The sequence below is a fragment of the Cryobacterium sp. Hz7 genome, from assembly GCF_004402815.1.
In the GTDB taxonomy this organism is placed as follows: domain Bacteria; phylum Actinomycetota; class Actinomycetes; order Actinomycetales; family Microbacteriaceae; genus Cryobacterium; species Cryobacterium sandaracinum.
Window position 1 is genome coordinate 37,736 of sequence record NZ_SOFB01000027.1, and the last position, 17,988, is coordinate 55,723.

General features: G+C 64.8%; 16 protein-coding genes, 3 tRNA genes and 1 pseudogene. 12 read left to right on the forward strand and 8 right to left on the reverse strand.

Annotated elements, in window-relative coordinates; all coding sequences use genetic code 11:
• Positions 1-47: 47 nt before the first annotated feature.
• Both E3N86_RS06905 and E3N86_RS06910 read right to left on the reverse strand, forming a co-directional pair.
• The gene (locus E3N86_RS06905) at positions 48-536 is read right to left on the reverse strand and encodes a YajQ family cyclic di-GMP-binding protein (RefSeq protein ID WP_104100714.1); all 489 of its coding nucleotides are present in this window, start codon (positions 534-536) and stop codon (positions 48-50) included.
• 25 nt (positions 537-561) lie between these two features.
• Positions 562-1,578 carry a LacI family DNA-binding transcriptional regulator gene (locus E3N86_RS06910; RefSeq protein WP_104100715.1) on the reverse strand — a complete coding sequence of 339 codons (1,017 nt, stop codon included), beginning with the start codon at positions 1,576-1,578 and terminating at the stop codon, positions 562-564.
• A 152-nt stretch (positions 1,579-1,730) separates the two neighbouring features.
• Between E3N86_RS06910 and E3N86_RS06915 the strand changes: the two genes are divergently transcribed.
• The 3 genes from E3N86_RS06915 to E3N86_RS06925 all read left to right on the forward strand — a co-directional run bounded on the left by E3N86_RS06915 (position 1,731) and on the right by E3N86_RS06925 (position 4,138).
• A tRNA-Tyr gene (locus E3N86_RS06915) sits at positions 1,731-1,812 on the forward strand.
• Positions 1,813-1,843: 31 nt separating this feature from the next.
• Positions 1,844-2,677, forward strand: a complete 834-nt coding sequence (locus E3N86_RS06920; RefSeq protein WP_134511620.1) for an inositol monophosphatase family protein — start codon at positions 1,844-1,846, stop codon at positions 2,675-2,677.
• Between the two features lie 276 nt (positions 2,678-2,953).
• The gene (locus E3N86_RS06925) at positions 2,954-4,138 is read left to right on the forward strand and encodes a M23 family metallopeptidase (protein ID WP_134511621.1); all 1,185 of its coding nucleotides are present in this window, start codon (positions 2,954-2,956) and stop codon (positions 4,136-4,138) included.
• A gap of 27 nt (positions 4,139-4,165) precedes the next feature.
• Here E3N86_RS06925 and E3N86_RS06930 read toward each other — a convergent pair whose 3' ends face one another.
• Positions 4,166-5,065 carry a GTP pyrophosphokinase family protein gene (locus E3N86_RS06930; protein WP_370295356.1) on the reverse strand — a complete coding sequence of 300 codons (900 nt, stop codon included), beginning with the start codon at positions 5,063-5,065 and terminating at the stop codon, positions 4,166-4,168.
• Between the two features lie 246 nt (positions 5,066-5,311).
• Positions 5,312-6,979, reverse strand: coding sequence for a glycoside hydrolase family 13 protein (locus E3N86_RS06935; protein ID WP_134342512.1), 1,668 nt, complete (start codon positions 6,977-6,979; stop codon positions 5,312-5,314).
• Positions 6,980-7,152: 173 nt separating this feature from the next.
• Here E3N86_RS06935 and E3N86_RS06940 point away from each other — a divergent pair, with 173 nt between their 5' ends.
• From E3N86_RS06940 to E3N86_RS06965, 6 genes are all read left to right on the forward strand, one after another.
• Complete coding sequence (locus E3N86_RS06940) at positions 7,153-8,391, forward strand: maltose ABC transporter substrate-binding protein (protein WP_134372044.1); 1,239 nt, start codon at positions 7,153-7,155, stop codon at positions 8,389-8,391.
• A gap of 96 nt (positions 8,392-8,487) precedes the next feature.
• A complete protein-coding gene (locus E3N86_RS06945) occupies positions 8,488-10,125 on the forward strand; it encodes an ABC transporter permease subunit (RefSeq protein WP_134372042.1) in 1,638 nt (545 codons plus the stop codon).
• 1 nt (position 10,126) lies between these two features.
• Positions 10,127-11,035 (forward strand): sugar ABC transporter permease, encoded by a 909-nt coding sequence (locus E3N86_RS06950; RefSeq protein ID WP_104100721.1) that lies wholly within the window; start codon positions 10,127-10,129, stop codon positions 11,033-11,035.
• A gap of 7 nt (positions 11,036-11,042) precedes the next feature.
• A complete protein-coding gene (locus E3N86_RS06955; RefSeq protein WP_134511622.1) occupies positions 11,043-12,908 on the forward strand; it encodes a glycoside hydrolase family 13 protein in 1,866 nt (621 codons plus the stop codon).
• Between the two features lie 54 nt (positions 12,909-12,962).
• Positions 12,963-13,034 (forward strand) — tRNA-Thr (locus E3N86_RS06960).
• A 33-nt stretch (positions 13,035-13,067) separates the two neighbouring features.
• Positions 13,068-13,141, forward strand: a tRNA-Met gene (locus E3N86_RS06965).
• Positions 13,142-13,924: 783 nt separating this feature from the next.
• On the opposite strand, the gene E3N86_RS06970 is transcribed toward E3N86_RS06965, so the two are convergent.
• Positions 13,925-14,161: a hypothetical protein gene (locus tag E3N86_RS06970; RefSeq protein ID WP_134511623.1), complete on the reverse strand. Its 237-nt coding sequence runs from the start codon at positions 14,159-14,161 to the stop codon at positions 13,925-13,927.
• A 547-nt stretch (positions 14,162-14,708) separates the two neighbouring features.
• On the opposite strand from E3N86_RS06970, the gene E3N86_RS06975 reads away from it, so the two are divergent.
• From E3N86_RS06975 to E3N86_RS17815, 3 genes and pseudogenes are all read left to right on the forward strand, one after another.
• The gene (locus tag E3N86_RS06975; RefSeq protein ID WP_134342506.1) at positions 14,709-15,662 is read left to right on the forward strand and encodes a MurR/RpiR family transcriptional regulator; all 954 of its coding nucleotides are present in this window, start codon (positions 14,709-14,711) and stop codon (positions 15,660-15,662) included.
• Between the two features lie 35 nt (positions 15,663-15,697).
• Entirely contained in the window at positions 15,698-16,594 is an 897-nt protein-coding gene (gene murQ / locus E3N86_RS06980) for an N-acetylmuramic acid 6-phosphate etherase (protein ID WP_134342517.1), read from the forward strand.
• Positions 16,595-16,714: 120 nt separating this feature from the next.
• Positions 16,715-17,121: pseudogene (locus tag E3N86_RS17815) on the forward strand (PTS glucose transporter subunit IIA).
• A gap of 96 nt (positions 17,122-17,217) precedes the next feature.
• Here E3N86_RS17815 and E3N86_RS17625 read toward each other — a convergent pair.
• From E3N86_RS17625 to E3N86_RS17125, 3 genes are read right to left on the reverse strand one after another with little or no spacing between them, the layout of a single operon-like run.
• Complete coding sequence (locus E3N86_RS17625; RefSeq protein WP_255453042.1) at positions 17,218-17,343, reverse strand: hypothetical protein; 126 nt, start codon at positions 17,341-17,343, stop codon at positions 17,218-17,220.
• Entirely contained in the window at positions 17,340-17,579 is a 240-nt protein-coding gene (locus E3N86_RS17120) for a hypothetical protein (RefSeq protein WP_198412889.1), read from the reverse strand. The genes E3N86_RS17625 and E3N86_RS17120 overlap by 4 nt, the downstream gene beginning before the upstream one ends.
• A 9-nt stretch (positions 17,580-17,588) precedes the next feature.
• Positions 17,589-17,807, reverse strand: coding sequence for a hypothetical protein (locus E3N86_RS17125; protein ID WP_198412890.1), 219 nt, complete (start codon positions 17,805-17,807; stop codon positions 17,589-17,591).
• Positions 17,808-17,988: the final 181 nt, after the last annotated feature.

A 17,988-nucleotide genomic window follows, 5' to 3' on the forward strand; every position in this document is an offset into this window, starting at 1 on the left:
GCGAAATCGGCAAAATCTCCGTCGAATTGGTGAATGCAGGCGTGGGCCTAGCGGAAATTGACGAACTGCAGGGCCACGTCGAGGTCTTTGCCCTTGAGCAGGGCCATGGTGGCCTGCAGGTCGTCGCGGCTCTTCGAGCTGACCCGCAGCTCGTCGCCCTGGATCTGGCTCTTGACGCCCTTGGGGCCCTCGTCGCGGATGATCTTATTGATCTTCTTCGCATTTTCCTGGTCGATCCCTGCCTTCATCGAGGCCTCGATCCGAAACTCCTTGCCCGAGGCGAAGGGATTACCAGCGTCCAGGCTGCGCAGGGAGATGCCGCGCTTGATCAGCTTGGATTCGAAGACCTCGAGGATAGCCTTGACGCGCTCCTCGGAGTTGGCCTTCAGGAGCACCTTTTCGCCGCTCATCTCGATCGAGGCGCCGACATTCTTGAAATCGTAGCGCTGTGCGACCTCTTTGTGCGCCTGGTTGAGGGCGTTGTCGACCTCCATCGGGTCTACCTTGCTGACGATGTCGAACGTTGAGTCTGCCATGCCTGCAATAGTACCCAGTGGGTGCCTATTCGCCCGGCCGGGCAGTGCTGGAGCGCACGAGGAGCTCGAATGGCATGGGGGTGTTCAGGGACGAGAGCTGGTTCTGGCCCGGACGCAGCCGGTCCAGCAGGATCTCGACGGCCTTCTCGCCCTGCCCCTGCGGAAACTGGGCGATCGTGGTGAGGCCGAAGAAGTCCGCGAGTTCGTGGTCATCGATTCCGATCACGGACACGTCCCGTGGCACGACGAGGCCGAGGTCCCGTGCCGCAAGGATGACTCCGATCGCCATCTCGTCTGAGCCGGCGAATACGGCGCTCGGCCGACCGCGCGGGTTGCCAAGAAGTTGAATGGCCGCTTGGTAGCCGCTTTTCATCGTGAAGTCCGCAGGCCTGAACAATTCGGCAGCCGGAGTGATTCCGGCTGCCGTCAGGGCTAACTCATAGCCGACCCGGCGGTTGGTGGGAAGATGGAAGTCCCGGTCGACGTCCTCATTTCCGCCGATGTGTGCGATCCGTGTGTGGCCCAGGGAGAGGAGATGTTCCGTGGCGAGCCTGGCCACGGCAACATCGTCGATCGTGAGCGTGCGAACACCCTCGATCGGGCCGCCGACGCCGACCAGCGGCTTGTCGAGTGCGTGCAGGGTGGCGACTTCGGTCGTGGTCAGTTCGAGCGAAATCGCGATGACAGCATCCACTCTCTGACGCAGCAGGAAATGGTTGAACACGATGCGGCGCTCGCCTCCGCCGCCGGTCAGGCTGAACAGGGTGAGGTCAAAGCCGTTCTTCAAGAGGGATTTCTGCGCACCCTCGACAACGCTGGAGAAGAACCAGCGGTCAAGGAACGGAACGACGACACCGATGTTCTTCATCCGGCCGGAGGCGAGACTCGATGCCGTGGACGAGACGACGTAGCCGAGTTCCCCGGCGGATGCTTCGACCTTTAAACGGGTGGCAGGGGATACATGGCCGTTGCCGCTGAGTGCGCGCGAAACAGTGGCGGTAGAGACGCCCGCGTGGCGGGCGACGTCATCGATGCCTACCATGAGGTTCCTATCGGGAATGAAGTTGAGTCATCTCCGATCATATCCACCGTCCGATAGGTACCGGACGTGCCGATTTCTCACTGGGGACCAAAACCTTGTATTCTGACTGAGCGTCTCCGGTCACGTGTTTTGCATATGGTCGGGTGCGTACTGGCAAGTTACCCAAGTGGCCAAAGGGATCTGACTGTAAATCAGCCGTCTTAGACTTCGGGGGTTCGAATCCCTCACTTGCCACTCTCTCTTCCGCATCATTTCGCGTTGCACCATGACCACACGTGCCTCAGCCGGATTGCTTTGCCTCGCCCAGGACACCGCGCTCGCCGCGGGGCAAATGGCTGCCCGGCGGAGAACTGTCGGGGTGCAGGTCGCCGCGTCGAAGTCCTCCCCGGAGGACGTCGTGACCCTGGCCGACCGGGAAACCGAGTCGCTGATTCGGGCTCTCCTGGCCGACGCCCGGCCCGATGACGGTTTCTTCGGCGAGGAGTCGGCGGCCACCCGCGGCACATCCGGCCTGACCTGGGTCGTGGACCCGATCGACGGCACCGTCAATTACCTCTACGGTTTTCCGGCCTGGGCGGTCAGTATCGCCGTCGTCGAGGGTGACCCCGATCCGGCCACCTGGACCACGCTGGCCGGCGCCGTCTACAACCCGACCGGTGACGAGCTGTTCACCGCGGCAGCAGGTGACGGGGCACGGCTGGGCGTCCGCCGGCTGCAGGTGCCGACGGACGTGCCGCTGTCGCTGGCGTTGCTGGGCACCGGTTTCTCCTATCGCGCGGCCGAAAGAGAGCGGCAGGCGGACGTCGTGCGGGGCCTGATCGGCGAGGTACGGGACATCCGTCGCATCGGGTCGGCCGCACTCGACTTGTGTTCGGTTGCCGCCGGGCGGTTGAACCTCTATTACGAGCGCGGGCTGAGCCCCTGGGACCACGCGGCCGGCGCGCTGGTGGCGCGCGAGGCCGGCGCTCGAGTCGGTGGCTTCGGAGCCGACCGTGAGGGTATGGGCCTGCTCATTGCCGGGGCTCCCGACCTTTATCGGGTCTGCCAACCCCTTCTGGCCAAACTTTTCGATGACTTCATGGCCGACGCGCAAGCGTAGGCGACTGAACCGCTTCGAACGAGACGGATGCCGCGGAAACACCGGTGACCGACGTGCTCGTGGCGGCCCGGGGAGATCGCCGGAAACGGAGGCAGTGCCCCTTTTTCGGGTGTCATTCTGCTTCGAAGAGTAGGGATAACCGGCCTCCGGGCGGTAGCCTGTACTAATTCGTTACTTTGGTTGAGGCCAAGACGACTATCTTCTTCTGTCCAATGCGCCGAAAGAACCGATCCTTTGCTCCCTCACTCCTCTAGCTCGGCTGCCTCGGTGCCGGGTGTGAGTGACCCTGAAACGAAGCCCCTCACGCGTCGCGAACTGCGCGAGCGCGAGCGGATGTCCGTCCCGGTGCTGGACATTCCAGGCTCCGCGGTCACCGACGCACCGACCGCCGCCGATCCCGCTGGTGCCGGGCCGTCGACGCCGGACCCCGACCTTCTGGTCGCCGCGAGCCTCGCTGAACCCGAATTCGAGTCCGTGACGATCGCTGACTCGGACCGCCTGATCGCCGCGCCGGCCGCCGCCGACGCTCCGGTCTCCGACGTGGACCGGCTGCAGACGGCCATCTCCGCCGTCACGACGTCCACGGAGATCCCCTTCCCCACCCGGGCGCAGCGGCGCGCGGAACAGCCCGCCTCCCGCCTTCGCCGCGCATCGGCCCGGGAGCGCCTGGCGCCCGCCGTTCACCCGGCCGCCGCCACCGCGCCGGCACCCCAGCCCCGCACCACCGCGACGGCCCCCGCCAATCGGGTGCGCAAGTTCGCCACGACGGGCGTCACGATGGTCGCCATGGCCTTCGTCGCCCTGATGGCCGTGGCCACCTCCCTGCCGGCCGAGGCGCTGCTGTCCTCTGCCGATGTGCAGGCCGCCGCCTACAACGCGAAGCTGAGCGCCCAGGGCGAACCCGCCCAGACGCTCTCCATGACCGGCGGAGCGGACACCATCTCGGTCGAGCGTGACGGCTACGAGTCGAAGACCATCGCCGAGGTCGCAGCGGCCAGCGGCATCCGGATGGAAGCGACCTTCACGAACAACCCGAACGGCACCGTGCAATGGCCCTTCTCGGTGGGCGTGCACATCGGTGACGAGTTCGGCTTCCGCGACTGTGCGGGCTGCTCCTCCAACCACGGCGGTCAGGACTTCAACCCGGGCCTGGGCGCGCCGATCCAGTCGATCGCCGACGGCGTCGTGCGCTACGCCCAAGACGGCGAAGGCAGCCTCGGCGTGCACATGATCATCGACCACATGATCGACGGCGAGCTCGTCTCCAGTGTCTACGCGCACATGATCCACGGCTCGATGCTCTTCAAGACCGGCGACGTCATCACGGTCGGCCAGGTCATCGGCCAGGTCGGCGACACCGGAATGTCCACCGGCCCGCACCTGCACTTCGAGATCCGCGTCGGCGGCAAGGACGGCACCAAGGTCAACCCGCTCGTCTGGCTGTACGCCAACACGAACTAGTTCGACCCCGACACGGGCCAGCTGGGACTAGCCGGCCGCCTCGGCCTTGGTCTCGTCCTCAGGCTCGGTCACTGGCGCGGACTCGGGCGGGGACTCGGCGGTCCGGGCGCGGCCGATGGCCGCGAGGAGGCCCTCTGGCAGCGCCAGCTGCGACAGCCCGGCGATCTCGAGCAGGTGGGTCTCTCCGCTGCCGTCGGGCTCCATGGCCAGGACCTGGTCGTGCAGGCCCTCCATTTTCAGGTCGAGGCGATTGGCGGCATCCGCCGCCTGCTTGAGGTCGCCCACCAGATCCACCGGAACCGCCCCGTGGTACTTGTAATAGATCTTGTGCTCGAGACTCGCCCAGAAGTCCATCGCGACCGTTCGGATCTGGATCTCGACCGTGACCTCGTCGACCCGGTCGGACAGGAAGACGGGGATGTCGACGATCAGGTGCAGGCTCTTGTAACCGTTCGGCTTCGGGGCGGTGATGTAGTCCTTGACCTCGAGCACCGTGACGTCGAGTTGGCTGGTGAGCATGTCGAGAATGCGGTACGTGTCCGAGATGAAGCTGCAGGTGATGCGGATGCCGGCGATGTCTTGGATCTGGGCGCGAATGTCGTCGAGGACGAGCGGGCAGCCCTTGCGGACGGCCTTCTTCAGGATCCCGTCGGGCGTCTTTAGCCGAGAGTTGACGTGCTCGATCGGGCTGTAGTCGTGGATGGAGGCGAACTCCTCCTTCAAGATGTTGATCTTCGTCATCATCTCGTCGGTCGCGAACTTGTATGCCAGCATGAACCGGGTCAGTTCTGTCGTGAGCTCGCGAAGTTCGGCGAGATCCCCGCGCGTCGGGGCCGCCTGGTCGGCTTTGGTGTCGGTGTCGGTGTCGGTGCCGGGTCCCGGTTCGGTTCCGTGTTCGGTTCCGCTGTCGATCCCCGTGCCGGTCACTGCTACTCCTTCTATGCGCTCCCCGTTCAGGCGACGCCCTTCGATTGTCCCATGGCGGCGCTGCGGGGTCACTGATCGCGTCGCCGGAGCACGCGGCATCCGTCGCCTTCGAGCGCCGTTCTGCCCCGTGCCCCGAACGAATTCGACGGAGATTTTGCTCTAGAACTGGGTTTTGAGCTCTAAACTGGCCGTTTCGGGCAGAATCTCCGTCGAATTCGTTTGGGCAAACGACCCTGGGGTGGGGGGCTAGACGCGCAGCCAGACGGTGGTGTCGCCGGGGAGCGTGTTGCCGGGCAGCGGGCCGCTGGCGAGGAGGAGTTCGCCGGCAGGCAGAGGAACGGATGCCGCGCCCGTGTTCGCGACGACCGTCACCGCGCCGTTGCGCAGCGCCACGATCTCGTCAGCGTGGCCGTCCAGCCACTCCACCGAGCCCAGCCCGAGGGCGTGCTCCCGGCGCAGGCCCAGGGCCAGCGTGTACAACTCGAGGGTGGAGCCGGCGACGCCGACCTGCGCGTCGCGGGCGAGGCCCGCCCACTCGTCCGGCTGCGGCAGCCAGCTCTCGGCCGAGGGGCCGAAGCCGTAGGAGGGAGCGGCGGCTTCCCAGGGGAGCGGCACGCGGCATCCGTCACGGCCGTAGCGCTCTCCGTTGGTGCGAAACCAGGTGGGGTCTTCGCGTGCGGAGTCGGGCAGGTGGATGACCTCGGGTAGACCCAGTTCCTCGCCCTGGTAGAGGTAGCTGGAGCCGGGCAGTGCGAGCATGAGCGCCGAGGCGGCCCGGGCCCGGTGCAGGCCGATCACGCTGTCGGGCAGGTCGGGCGTCGTCGGCCCGATACCGTGGCCCTGCAGGTTCTCGTGGTTGAGCGCGAGCCGGGAGGCGTGGCGCACGACGTCGTGGTTGGAGAGCACCCAGGTGCTCGGGGCACCAACTGCGCCGAACGCAGCGAGGGAATCGTCGATGACGCGGCGGAGGGCCGGGCCGGCCCAAGCCGTCTCGAGGTAGGCGAAGTTGAAGGCCTGGTGCATCTCGTCGGGGCGCACCCACTCGGCGACGTGGCTGAGCGGATCGACCCAGGCCTCGGCCGCGAGGATGCGGTCGCCCGGGTACTCGTCGAGGATGAGGCGCCAGTCGCGGTAGATCTCGTGTACACCGTTCTGGGCCCAGTAGGGCGCGGTTTCGGGCCACTCGGTGATGATGCCTGACCCCTCCGTCGAGGCACCGCCCATGCTGCCGCCCGCGACCGGAGGCGTGTAGTCGGGAAGACCGGTCGCTTTGATCATGCCGTGCGCGACGTCCACCCGAAAACCGTCCGCCCCGCGGTCGAGCCAGAACCGGAGTACATCGCGGAATTGCGCCTTCACCCATTCGTTGTCCCAGTCGAAGTCGGGTTGTGTGGTGTCGAAGAGGTGCAGGTACCACTGGCCGGGAGTGCCGTCCGGGTTCGTGACGCGGGTCCAGGCATTGCCGCCGAAGACGGAATCCCAGTTGTTCGGGGGAAGGTCGCCGTGTTCGCCCTGGCCATCACGGAAGATGTAATGCGCGCGCTCCTCACTGCCCTCGGCGGCGGCGAGGGCAGCTTTGAACCACGGATGCTCACTTGAGGAGTGGTTTGGCACAAGGTCAACGATCACGCGGATGCCCAGCTCGTGTGCCGTGTGCTGCAGGGTGTCGAAGTCATCGAGCGTGCCGAAGAGAGGGTCGACATCGCAATAATCGGCCACGTCGTAACCAGCGTCGTTCTGCGGTGAAGTGTAGAACGGCGAGAGCCAGATGGCGTCTATCCCGAGAGCCCGGAGAGCAGGGAGACGATTGGTGATGCCGGTTAGATCGCCCATCCCGTCACCGTTGGCGTCCGCAAAGGACCGAGGATAGATCTGATAGATAACTGCGGTTCGCCACCACTCTGAGCCTGTCATGAAAAGAAACCCTACGGCATTCTCGTGACTATGGAAGCGCTTGCAGGACTGCGGGCTGTGCGCATCACCTGCTCAAGATTCAGATCCGACTATTTCAGTTGTCAATGGTTCCGATACTTGCTATAAATGTAAACGCTTGCATAAATTTTCAATGTCCTGAGAAAGGCACACCAATGATGGTGAACATGAAAGGTCTCGTCGCTGCCGGCGCAGTAGTGGTCGCAGCGTCCCTCGCATTGTCCGGATGCTCCGGCGGGGCCTCCCCGCAGGGTGGCGAGGGCGATAAAGCCGCCGCCAACACCTTGACGGTTTGGGTCGATGCCGACCGCGGCACGGTCCTCAAAGACGCGGCGGCGGCATTCACGAAGGAATCCGGCGTCAAGGTAAAACTCATCCAGAAGGACTTCCCCAAGATCCAGGAAGAGTTCATCGCCCAGGTTCCGACCGGCAAGGGCCCCGACATCACGATCGGCGCCCACGACTGGATCGGGAACCTCGTCTCGAACGGCGTGCTCAAGCCCGTTGAACTCGGCGATACGACCGCTGACTTCCAGCCGGTCGCCGTCACCGCGATGACCTTCGAGGGCAAGACCTACGGTGTCCCCTACTCGATCGAGAACATCGCCCTCCTCCGCAACACGGCCCTGGCGCCGACCGCGCCGGCGACGTACGCGGACATGGTCGCCGCCGGCACCGCCGCCGGCACTGAGTTCCCGTTCCTCGTGCCCGTTGGACCGGAATCGGACCCGTATCACCTGTACCCGTTCCAGACCTCGTTCGGCGCCCCCGTGTTCGGCACCAACTCCGACGGCAGCTACAACGCCGAAGACCTCTCGATCGGCAACGCCGGTGGAGAGGCCTACGCGGCCTGGCTCGCATCCGAAGGCGCCGCAGGGCACCTCAGCGTGAACATCACCAACGACATCGCCAAAGAGAAGTTCAACGCCGGCGCATCGCCGTTCTTCCTCTCCGGTCCGTGGAATGTCCCGGATGCCCAGAAGGCCGGCATCGACGTCGCGATCGACCCGATCCCGACCGCCAGCAGCAACCCTGCCCAGCCGTTTGTCGGCGTGCAGGGCTTCTTCGTGAGTGCGAAGACCAAGAACGCTCTCGCTGCCAATGAGTTCCTGGTGAACTACATCGGCTCTGAAGAGGTGCAGAGCGCGCTCTACGAGGTCGGCGGGCGCCCGCCCGCGCTGACCAGCGCCTTCGAGGCAGCTGCCGCCGACCCGATCACCGCCGGTTTCGGTACGGTCGGAGCAACCGCCGTTCCGATGCCGAACATCCCGCAAATGGGCAAGGTCTGGCAGTTCTGGGGCGTCACCGAGGCCGCGATCATCGCGGGCGAGGGTGACCCGGCAGCGCTGTGGCAGAAGATGACCGGCGAAATCCAGGGCGCCATCGCGAAGTAACACCGTGTGCCCGGCTCCATCAGGGGGCCGGGCACAGCGTGCTCCCTCACCGCACATCAGGCAAGGTTGCCGGCAGGCGCCAGAGAACGGACGAAGATGCCCACCCCACGAACAGGTCGCGATCGCACCGCGCGCGACAACTCGCTGGTCACCCAGTGGAGGCAATCCAAGCGGGCGGGACGAATTGCCGAGGCGGCGTCCGTCGGGATCAAGATTCTCCTGGTGAAAATTCTGCTCCTCGGTATCGTCGACGCAATCAGCGTCTACGCTCTCTTCGTGCTCTTCCTGAAACAGGACTGGGTCATCTTCGGACTCGTTCTGGCAGTCACCCTGATCGTCAACTGGATCTACTTCAGCAAAAACGCTCTGCCGGCCAAGTACCTCACCCCCGGCCTGATCTTCCTCGTGATCTTCCAGATCTTTGTTGTGGGCTATTCCGGCTACATCGCGTTCACGAACTACGGCACCGGGCACAACAGCACCAGGGCGGACGCGGTCGCATCACTCATCGCCTCCGCGCAGCAACGAGTGCCGGACTCGGTCGCGTATGACATCACCGTGATCGAGCAACTGGGTGCCTACAGCCTCCTCGTCACCGACCCTGACGGCCGGATCAGCGTCGGCGGCACCGACGCGCCCCTGCGTGAAGTCACCGATGCCGAGACGGATGCCGACGGCGTCGCCACCGCACTTCCCGGCTACACCTCGCTCAAGTTCAGCGACATCGCTGCCAATCAAGAGGTCATCGCGGCCCTCTCGGTGCCGCTCACCGACGACCCGAACGAGGGGGTGCTCCGCACCCCGGACGGCTCAAAGGCCTATCTCTACCTGTCCGATCTGGTCTACGACGAGGCCGCGAGAACGATGACGAACACCACGACGAACGTCGTCTACGCCGAGGACGGCACGGTCGGAGCGTTCGCCGCGGAGGACGGTACCGAACTGCGCCCCGGCTGGAAAGTTGAGGTCGGATTCGATAACTTTGCCCGTGCGTTCGGCACGGAATCCATTCGGGGACCGCTGATCAACGTGACCCTGTGGACCTTTGCCTTCGCTTTCCTTTCTGTCGCCACCACGTTCGCGCTCGGGCTCTTTCTGGCGCTGGTCTTCAATGACCTGCGGATGCGCGGACGCAACGTCTACCGCGTCGTCTTGATTCTTCCCTACGCGTTCCCGGCATTCCTGTCCGCGCTGGTCTGGGCTGGGCTGCTCAACCCGCAGTTCGGCTTCGTCAACCAGGTGCTGTTCGGCGGGGCGGAAATACCCTGGCTCACAAACGAGTGGCTGGCCAAATTCAGCATCATCTTCGTGAACCTGTGGCTCGGCTTTCCCTACATGTTCCTGGTCTGCACGGGTGCTCTTCAGTCGATTCCCGGCGAGTTGCAGGAGGCAGCAACGGTCGACGGGGCGCGGCCCTGGCAGGTGTTCCGGCTGATCAAGCTTCCGCTGCTGCTCGTGTCGGTGGCCCCGCTGCTCATCTCGTCGTTCGCGTTCAACTTCAACAACTTCAACCTCATCTACATGCTCACCAATGGCGGGCCGAGAGACGTTACCGCGGGAGTGAATGTCGGTGCGACCGACATCCTCATCTCGATGGTCTACAAGGTCGCCTTCGTCGGTGCGAACCGCGACTACGGATTGGCGAGTGCGTTCTCCATCATCATTTTCCTGCTGGTCGCGATCGTGTCGATCATCAGCTTTAGGCAGACCAAGGCACTAGAGGAGCTGAACTGACATGCAGGTCAACAATCGGGAGACTAGCGACCGCATCGTCGTGAGAAATTCGTCATTCCAGTTCAAGCGCTGGTTCAAAGCAACGGGATGGCGCCACCTGATCGGCGTGTTCATGGCCGTGTTCTCGGCGTTCCCCCTTGTCTACGTGCTCTCGGCAGCGCTGCAACCCGGTGGCACCCTGATCACCGCAAATGGGCTATTCAGCGAGGTGAGCCTCGGCAGCTTTGTGACGCTCTTCAACCTGCCCCAACAGCCATACGCCGCCTGGTACGGCAATACCCTGATCATCGGAGTGATCACCTCGATCGGCACGGTGTTTTTGGGGGCCCTTGCGGCATATTCCTTCTCCCGGATGCGTTTTTTCGGTCGCCGGGGGGGACTGCTCACGCTCGTACTGTTGCAGATGTTTCCCCAACTGTTGGCTGTCGTCGCGATATTCCTCCTGCTCAACGGCATCTCTGATATCTTCCCGGCGATCGGACTGGACTCGCAGGTCGGCCTGATCATGGTCTACCTCGGCGGGGCTCTTGGGGTGAACACCTACCTGATGTACGGATTTTTCAACACGATTCCCGCTTCGATCGACGAGGCCGCCAAGTTGGACGGTGCTGGTCACGCTCGCATCTTCTTCACGATCATCCTGCGACTGGTCGCACCCATTTTGGCGGTCGTCGGCCTCCTCTCTTTCATCGGCACGACGAACGAGTTCGTCATCGCGAGCATCGTGCTGATCAGCCCCGAGAATCAGACCCTCGCGGTGGGCCTCTACCAGTTCGTGTCTCAGAAATTCTCCACCAACTACTCGGTCTTCGCGGCCGGCGCCGTGCTCGCGGCCTTGCCCGTGATGGCCCTGTTCCTCTGGCTGCAGAAGTACATCGTCGGTGGCCTGACCGCCGGATCGGTGAAGTAGAGCGCGCATGCTCCCGCACCACGACGGGTCGGCCCTGTACGTCTCGGACCAGGCGCCGCGGCCGGGCGACACGGTCGGCGTGCGGGTGCGGGTGCCGGAGGCGTGGGGCGCCGTCGCATCCGTGCACGTGCGTTCGACGCCCGACCGGGAACCGCGCTTCCACGACGCCCGCCTACTCGGCGCGGCGGAGGGCTGGCGGTGGTGGGAGGCCGAGGTCGAGATCCTGAACCCGGTCAACGGCTACCGGTTCCTGATCAACCGCGCCGACGGCGGGCACTGGTGGCTGAACGCCGCCGGGGTGCATTCCTTCGAGACCGTCGACGCGGAGGACTTCAAGCTGCTCAGCCATCCGGCACCGCCGGACTGGGCCGCGTCGACCGTGATGTACCAGATCTTCCCGGATCGTTTCGGGCGTTCCACGGCCGCCGCGCTGCGCGAGAAGCCGACCTGGGCCGTGCCCGCGGCGTGGGGGGACCCGGTAGCGGCGGAGCAACCGGCCCGCTCGCACCAGTTCTACGGCGGGGACCTCGACGGCATCGTCCTGCACCTGGACCACCTCGAACGGCTCGGCGTCACCCTGCTCTACCTGACACCCGTGTTCCCGGCCGGCTCGAGCCACCGCTACGACGCGCGGAGCTTCGACGTGGTCGACCCGGCACTGGGCGGCGACGCTGCCCTCGTGCGGCTGGTCGAGGCTGCCCACGAGCGGGGCTTCAAGGTGATCGGCGACCTCACCTCGAACCACTCCGGCAACCGGCACGAGTGGTTCCGGGCGGCGCACCGTGCCCCGGATGCCGTCGAGAGCGCCTTCTACTACTGGCTCGACGACCGGCACGAGGACTACGCGTCCTGGCTCGACGTACCCAGCCTGCCGAAGTTCAACTGGACCTCGATCGAGCTGCGCCGCCGGTTCATCGAGGGCCCGCAGTCGGTGGTGGCGAAGTGGCTGCGGGCCCCCTACCACCTCGACGGCTGGCGCATCGATGTGGCGAACATGACCGGCCGTCTGCAGGGGGAGGACCTGAACGCCCTGGTGCGGCAGACCATCCGCCGCACCATGATCGCGGAGAACGCCGACACCATCCTGCTCGGCGAATCGACCAATGATGCCTCGGACGACTTCCAGGGCGACGGCTGGCACGGCGCGATGACCTATACGACCTTCACCCGACCGGTGTGGAGCTGGCTCTCGAAGCCGCACAGCCCCTCGACGTTCTTCGGGCTGCCCTACGGCACCATCCCGCTGACCGACGGGCGGGCGTTCGTGGACGCCCACCTCCGGTTCACGGCCGGCTATCCCTGGCGCACTCGCCTGGCTACAATGAACGCCCTCGACACGCACGACACTCCAAGGTTCCGCACCCATGCGATCGACGGGGGAGTGGCCGTCGCCTTCGGGCTGAGCGCGACCCTGCCGGGCATCCCGGTGGTCTTCGCCGGCGACGAATTCGGCCTGGCCGGCGACGACGGCGAGGGCTCGCGCACGCCCATGCCGTGGGATACGGCGGGTGACTCCGAGGTGGCGGCCACAATCGACCTGTACGCGGCGCTGATCCGCTTGCGCACCGCCCACCCGGCCCTGAACGGCGGCGGGATGCGCTGGGTGCACGTGGGCGCGGATGTGCTCGTCTACGTGCGCGAGTGTGCGGAGGAGTCGGTGCTGTTGGTCGCGGCCCGCGCCGCGTGCGCGGTGACACTGCCGCTCGGGTCCGTGGCAGGGGAGCCGACCCGGCTCCTGGGCGACGCCGCCGTCAGCGTGGCGGGCGGGCGCATCCGTCTGGAAACGGACGGGCCGAGCTTCACCGCGTGGGCGCTGCCGGGGGTTTCGGTGCCCGATTCCACCCCACGGTCATCGAGCCGGCCGACTTGGTGATAATATTTACCGGTTGCCGAAATTTGGCTTGGTTTTCGTTCACACGGATGCTTCGCCCCCTTAGCTCATTGGTAGAGCACTTCCTTGGTAAGGAAGAGGTAGTGGGTCCGATTCCCACAGGGGGCTCTGGCTTGGAAGCTCTTGCAGCCGACAGGTCGTGGCGGGGTAGCTCAGTTGGTTAGAGCACACGGCTCATAATCGTGGTGTCGCGGGTTCAATTCCCGCTCCCGCTACACATAAAGGCCCTTTGACCAGGAATTCTGTCGGTCACTGGGCCTTTCTTTTTGATCCGATGCCACCCAGCTCTGCTCTAGACTGACTTTCGGGCAATGCTTCGTTGCGCGTCCAATCGGTCCCGCTTCTCGCAACATTTCGGTGAGGGACGGCCAGGAACTTGCCGAGCGACCACTGAAACGCATGTGAGCGGGATTTCCTTACGGATGGGCCAAATGCGACTCCTGCCAGAGTAGGCCGCGCAGTCCGGTTCCGAGGGGGAGGTGCCGTCGGAGTTTCCCCTAGGACGCTCCCGCCGGGGTGCCGGCACCCCAACCATATTGACCCCTGAAATCTACATCGCCAGGGGCCGGTGAGAGGGCGGTCGAGAGCAGGGTGTATGGGAGCGCCGACGGGTGCCTCTTCGTAGATTTCGACCTGAGCGACGCCCTCGCACAGCGTGATTTCACCCATCGTGCACGAAGTCGTTCCGTGCGGGATGGGCTCCACGCCGCCGATGTCCCAGAGCACGATTTGGAATCGCCCGTTATCCGGGTAGTCGCGCCCAAGATTCAGGAAGGCATCGTCGTTCGAGTTGCCGCTACCGGCTAGCGGTCCGCACACATGCATGAGTCATGCCGGCATAGTTGCCAGCCTCGTTCCTCGCGAAACCGCTCCCGGGCTGGTTCTCCACGGTGGAGGCGTCGACCAGTGACCCGGCAGTGCCGTCCGAGCAAAGGCCGTCCTCGCTCAGAAGAGCGATGGCCTCTCGTCCGATGTACTGCGTCCAGGAGTCGCAGGTCTCAGGGCACGAAGCTGACGCCCTTCGCGAACCGGGCGACCGCGCGGTCGGCGGTGGCGCGGTAGGCGACGAGGTCGTGAAAGCTCGGCTCGAGCATGGTGAAGTCGCCGCTTTCTTCGCGGCGGAAGTGCGGCTGTCCGATTCGCACGTAGAAGCGGGTGTCGCCGCTCTCGGTGACGGATTGCTGTGGCTCCGAGGCGATGAAACCTGACAGGGAGTGTTGGGTGAGAAGTGCCATGGGACTTGACCTCCTGTGATCGGGCGGATCCTCGTGATTTGCGCTCACTACGAGGTGCGCCGCACACACCTGTTGCGCGATTGGACCCTGCAAGGCGTTCCTGCGCCGTATCCGCATAAATCGTTTGACAAAGCAAAGAGAAATCAAGTCACTCCGCTTGGCTGACCGGGTGATCCGCGGGCTTGTCGTGAGTCGGCGCGCGCATCAGCGGTCCGCTGTCTGCTCGGTTCGCGGGTAGCCCCTGAGCACTGGGGCGTGCGTTCCACCTTCACCGCCTTGCGACGAAAAACTGGAGGGGCTGCGCGGAGCATGATCGCGACGCGGCGGCTCGAGCGCTGCGATGAGCGCATTCTTGGCGCGTGCTTCTCTCATCGCGCGCTGGGACTGGCTTTCAGAGGCTGCTGAGGCGGTACGCGGATCTGCTTTGCCGCCAATCCGTCATGGGAGAAACCATAGAAACTCTTGACATTATCGGTTCAAAAAAGTGTAACTTTGTTACAGGCTCGGGATGGCCCCGAGACTGCAACCCGAGGGGAGGAGGGCGCCCATGACACCCAAGAAGGACTACAGGCATGCTCCTGATCGTGGCGTCTCGACCGATGCTAGGCGTGAGCTTATCGGACCAACCACTCCGGCTCCGTCGGATGTGGTCGCGAGGCTCCGGGCGATGTTGCCTGGCCTGACCCCGGCGGAGGGCCGGATCGGGCGGGTCCTGCTGTCTGACACCACGGCGGCGTCGGCTCTGACAGTCAACGAGCTCGCCGAATGCGCGTCGACGAGCACCGCGAGCGTGGTCCGCACCGCGCGGCGTCTCGGTTTTGACGGATACCCGCAGCTCCGGCTCGCGCTGGCTGCGCAGGGTGGTGCGAACCACGACGGTGGTGTCCCGGTGGGCGCCGACATCGCCGACGGCGACCGGATCGGCGTGGTGTTGACCAAGCTGGCCGCGTTCGAGTCTGAACAGCTCCGCGCCACCGCCGAACTCGTCGATCCCGTCGCCCTGGAGAAAGTGATCAATTTGATCCGGGCCGCTCGCCGGATCGACGTGTATGGCATCGGCGCGTCTGGCCTGGTCGCGGAGGATCTAACTGCGAAATTGAACCGGGTCGGACTGGTCGCCCGGGCGTACACCGAACACGACGCGGCGATGGTCAGCGCTTCGCTGCTCGGCCCCGCCGACCTGGCCATCGGCGTTTCCCACTCGGGAGAGAACCCCGGCACCGTCGCGCCACTGCAATCGGCCCGGTCGACCGGCGCCGGCACGGTGGCCATCACTGGCGCCGCCCGCTCCCGATTGGCGGCCCACGGCGAACACGTCTTGGTCACCGCGGGTCGAGAGTTTGGCTTCCGTTCCGCAGCGATGGCCAGCCGCACCGGGCAGCTCCTGCTCGTCGACGCCATCTTTGTCGGCGTCGCACAAACGCTACCCGGTGCCCGAGCCGCGCTGGAACGCACCTACGCCGCCGTCACCTCTCATCCGGGACGAAACAAACAACCATAAATAGCTTCAACAACACCAGGAACAGGGACAACACCATGGCACTCGCCACATTGGGCACCGAGACCGCAAATGACCACACCACTGACTTGGACACGATGTCCGTCGCGGACCTGCTCACCGTGATGAACCAAGAGGACCGCACAGTCCCGGTTGCGGTGGCGGCGGCACTACCGGCGATCGAGAACGCAGTAAATGCGATTGTGGGCGCCCGCCGCCGCGGCGGACGGCTGATCTACCTAGGTGCCGGCACCAGCGGCCGACTCGGGGTGCTGGACGCCGTCGAATGCCCACCGACGTTCGGTACCGACCCCGGGGAAGTCCTCGGGCTTATCGCCGGCGGGGAGCGTGCGTTCCTCCAGGCCGTCGAAGGTGCCGAAGATGATCCCGACCTCGCGGTGAACGACCTGCGGGCAGTCGGACTCACCGTCGCTGACGTGGTCGTCGGCATCGCCGCCAGCGGCCGAACCCCCTATGTCATCGGCGGTCTGGACCATGCCCGAAGCGTTGGGGCGGCCACCGTCTCCGTCGCCTGCAATCTCGGCGCGGAGATCAGCAGACACGCCGATGTCGCCATCGAGGTCGACACCGGACCCGAGGTCCTGACCGGCTCTACCCGGCTGAAGGCAGGCTCGGCGCAAAAGCTGGTGTGCAACATGCTCTCCACCGCCAGCATGATCCGCACCGGAAAAGTCTTCCACAACCTGATGGTCGACGTCCAACCCACGAACGCCAAATTGGTCGACCGGGCCCGCCGCATCGTCAGCGACGCCACCGGGGCGGATCCGGATACCGCCGCCGCTGCAATCGATCAGGCCGGCGGACATGCCAAGACCGCCGTGGTCATGCTGCTCACCGACACTGATTTCCCCACGGCCACCGCTCGCCTCGAACAGGCTCACGGCGACGTCCGCACCGCCATCACGTCACCCTGAGCGAACCGTCACCCACTGCCGCGGGTCGCATCGTGTGGCACGGGCGTGCATCGCTGACGACCATAACAACTCTCGATTCGTCTGCAGTTCCCCGCACGTCACACTCCAGGAGACACCGCCATGCCCGAAAACCTCCTCAGCCCCCTGCGCGGCACCGTGGTTTCGCTCGGCGATGTTCCCGACCCCGTGTTCGCCCAGGAAATCGTCGGCGGGGGAGTGGCATTCAACCCTCCCCGGAAATCGGCCCCGTGACGGTTCGTGCGCCGGTGAGTGGCACCCTCGTCCGGGTCCAGCCGCACGCCTTCGTCATCCAGTCCACGTCGGGGACCGGGATCCTGGTCCACCTTGGCATCGACACGGTTCACATGAATGGCGAGGGCTTCGAGGTGTTGGCCACCGAAGGGTCCACCGTTCGCGGGCGGTGTGGCGTTGGACCGGCTTCTGCTTATAGCGCTGTGGCCGCAGTGGGGCAGGGATCCACCAGTGCGATGGATGGAGCGAGGATAGGCCATCTTTCCAATGGCTGAGGATGTGCTCGGCCACCCGGGTGACCAGTTCAGAATTAAGCGCCGCCAATTCCAAACCGGACACCCATCGAGTAATACTCACGCGGGGCCGGTCTGCTAGCGCACGATGTTCGTGCGGCGGGTGCTGCCGGTGCCGGCGGAATTCATGCTGTTCTGCATCTTGTTCTTCGCCTGCTCGGCCTGTTCTTTCACGCTGGGCGCGTCCTTGGCCTGTTCTCTCATCTTCGGGGCTTCTTCCTCGGCTTGGCGAGGTAGGACTCCCAGCGGGCCTGTATGGGCTTGATCAGGCCGCCGAGGGCGCCCTGGATGAGGGTCTTCATGCCCGCGGCAACGGCCGCGGCGATGATGATGATGATTGCTACGATGATCTTCGGCAGGAAAGCGATGATCCCGGCGAGCAGATCACTGAGCGGGTTGGGTCCGAATACTCCGAATGCGAACTGTAAAACGAACAACACCAGCGTGTACTACAGAATCTTTGCGATGATGTCCGACGCGTCCATGGACGAGCTGGCCAAGGCCTTTTTCACACCGCCGCGCTCCACAACGCGGTCAAAGTCCACCTTTCCGGGCAGCTTCGCCAGCACCTTGGAGATCAGCTTCGCCACGATCAAGCCGACGATCACAATGACCAGGAACAACAGAAGCTGCGGGACAAAAGTCGAGAGTAGCCAGCCCAACTGCAAGGGCGTTGGTGAATTCGTTTTGCATGTCAACCTCCAGGGATGGGTCGCGCCGATTGGTCGACAGGGTCACTTCGTGTGTCGCGCCTGTCCTGAGTGAAGGGGCGCGTTACGATGCGAACCGAGCGCAAGAGTGCCACACCTCAAAGACGCAGCTACCGGCCGTTTCGTCACGCTCGGCGGA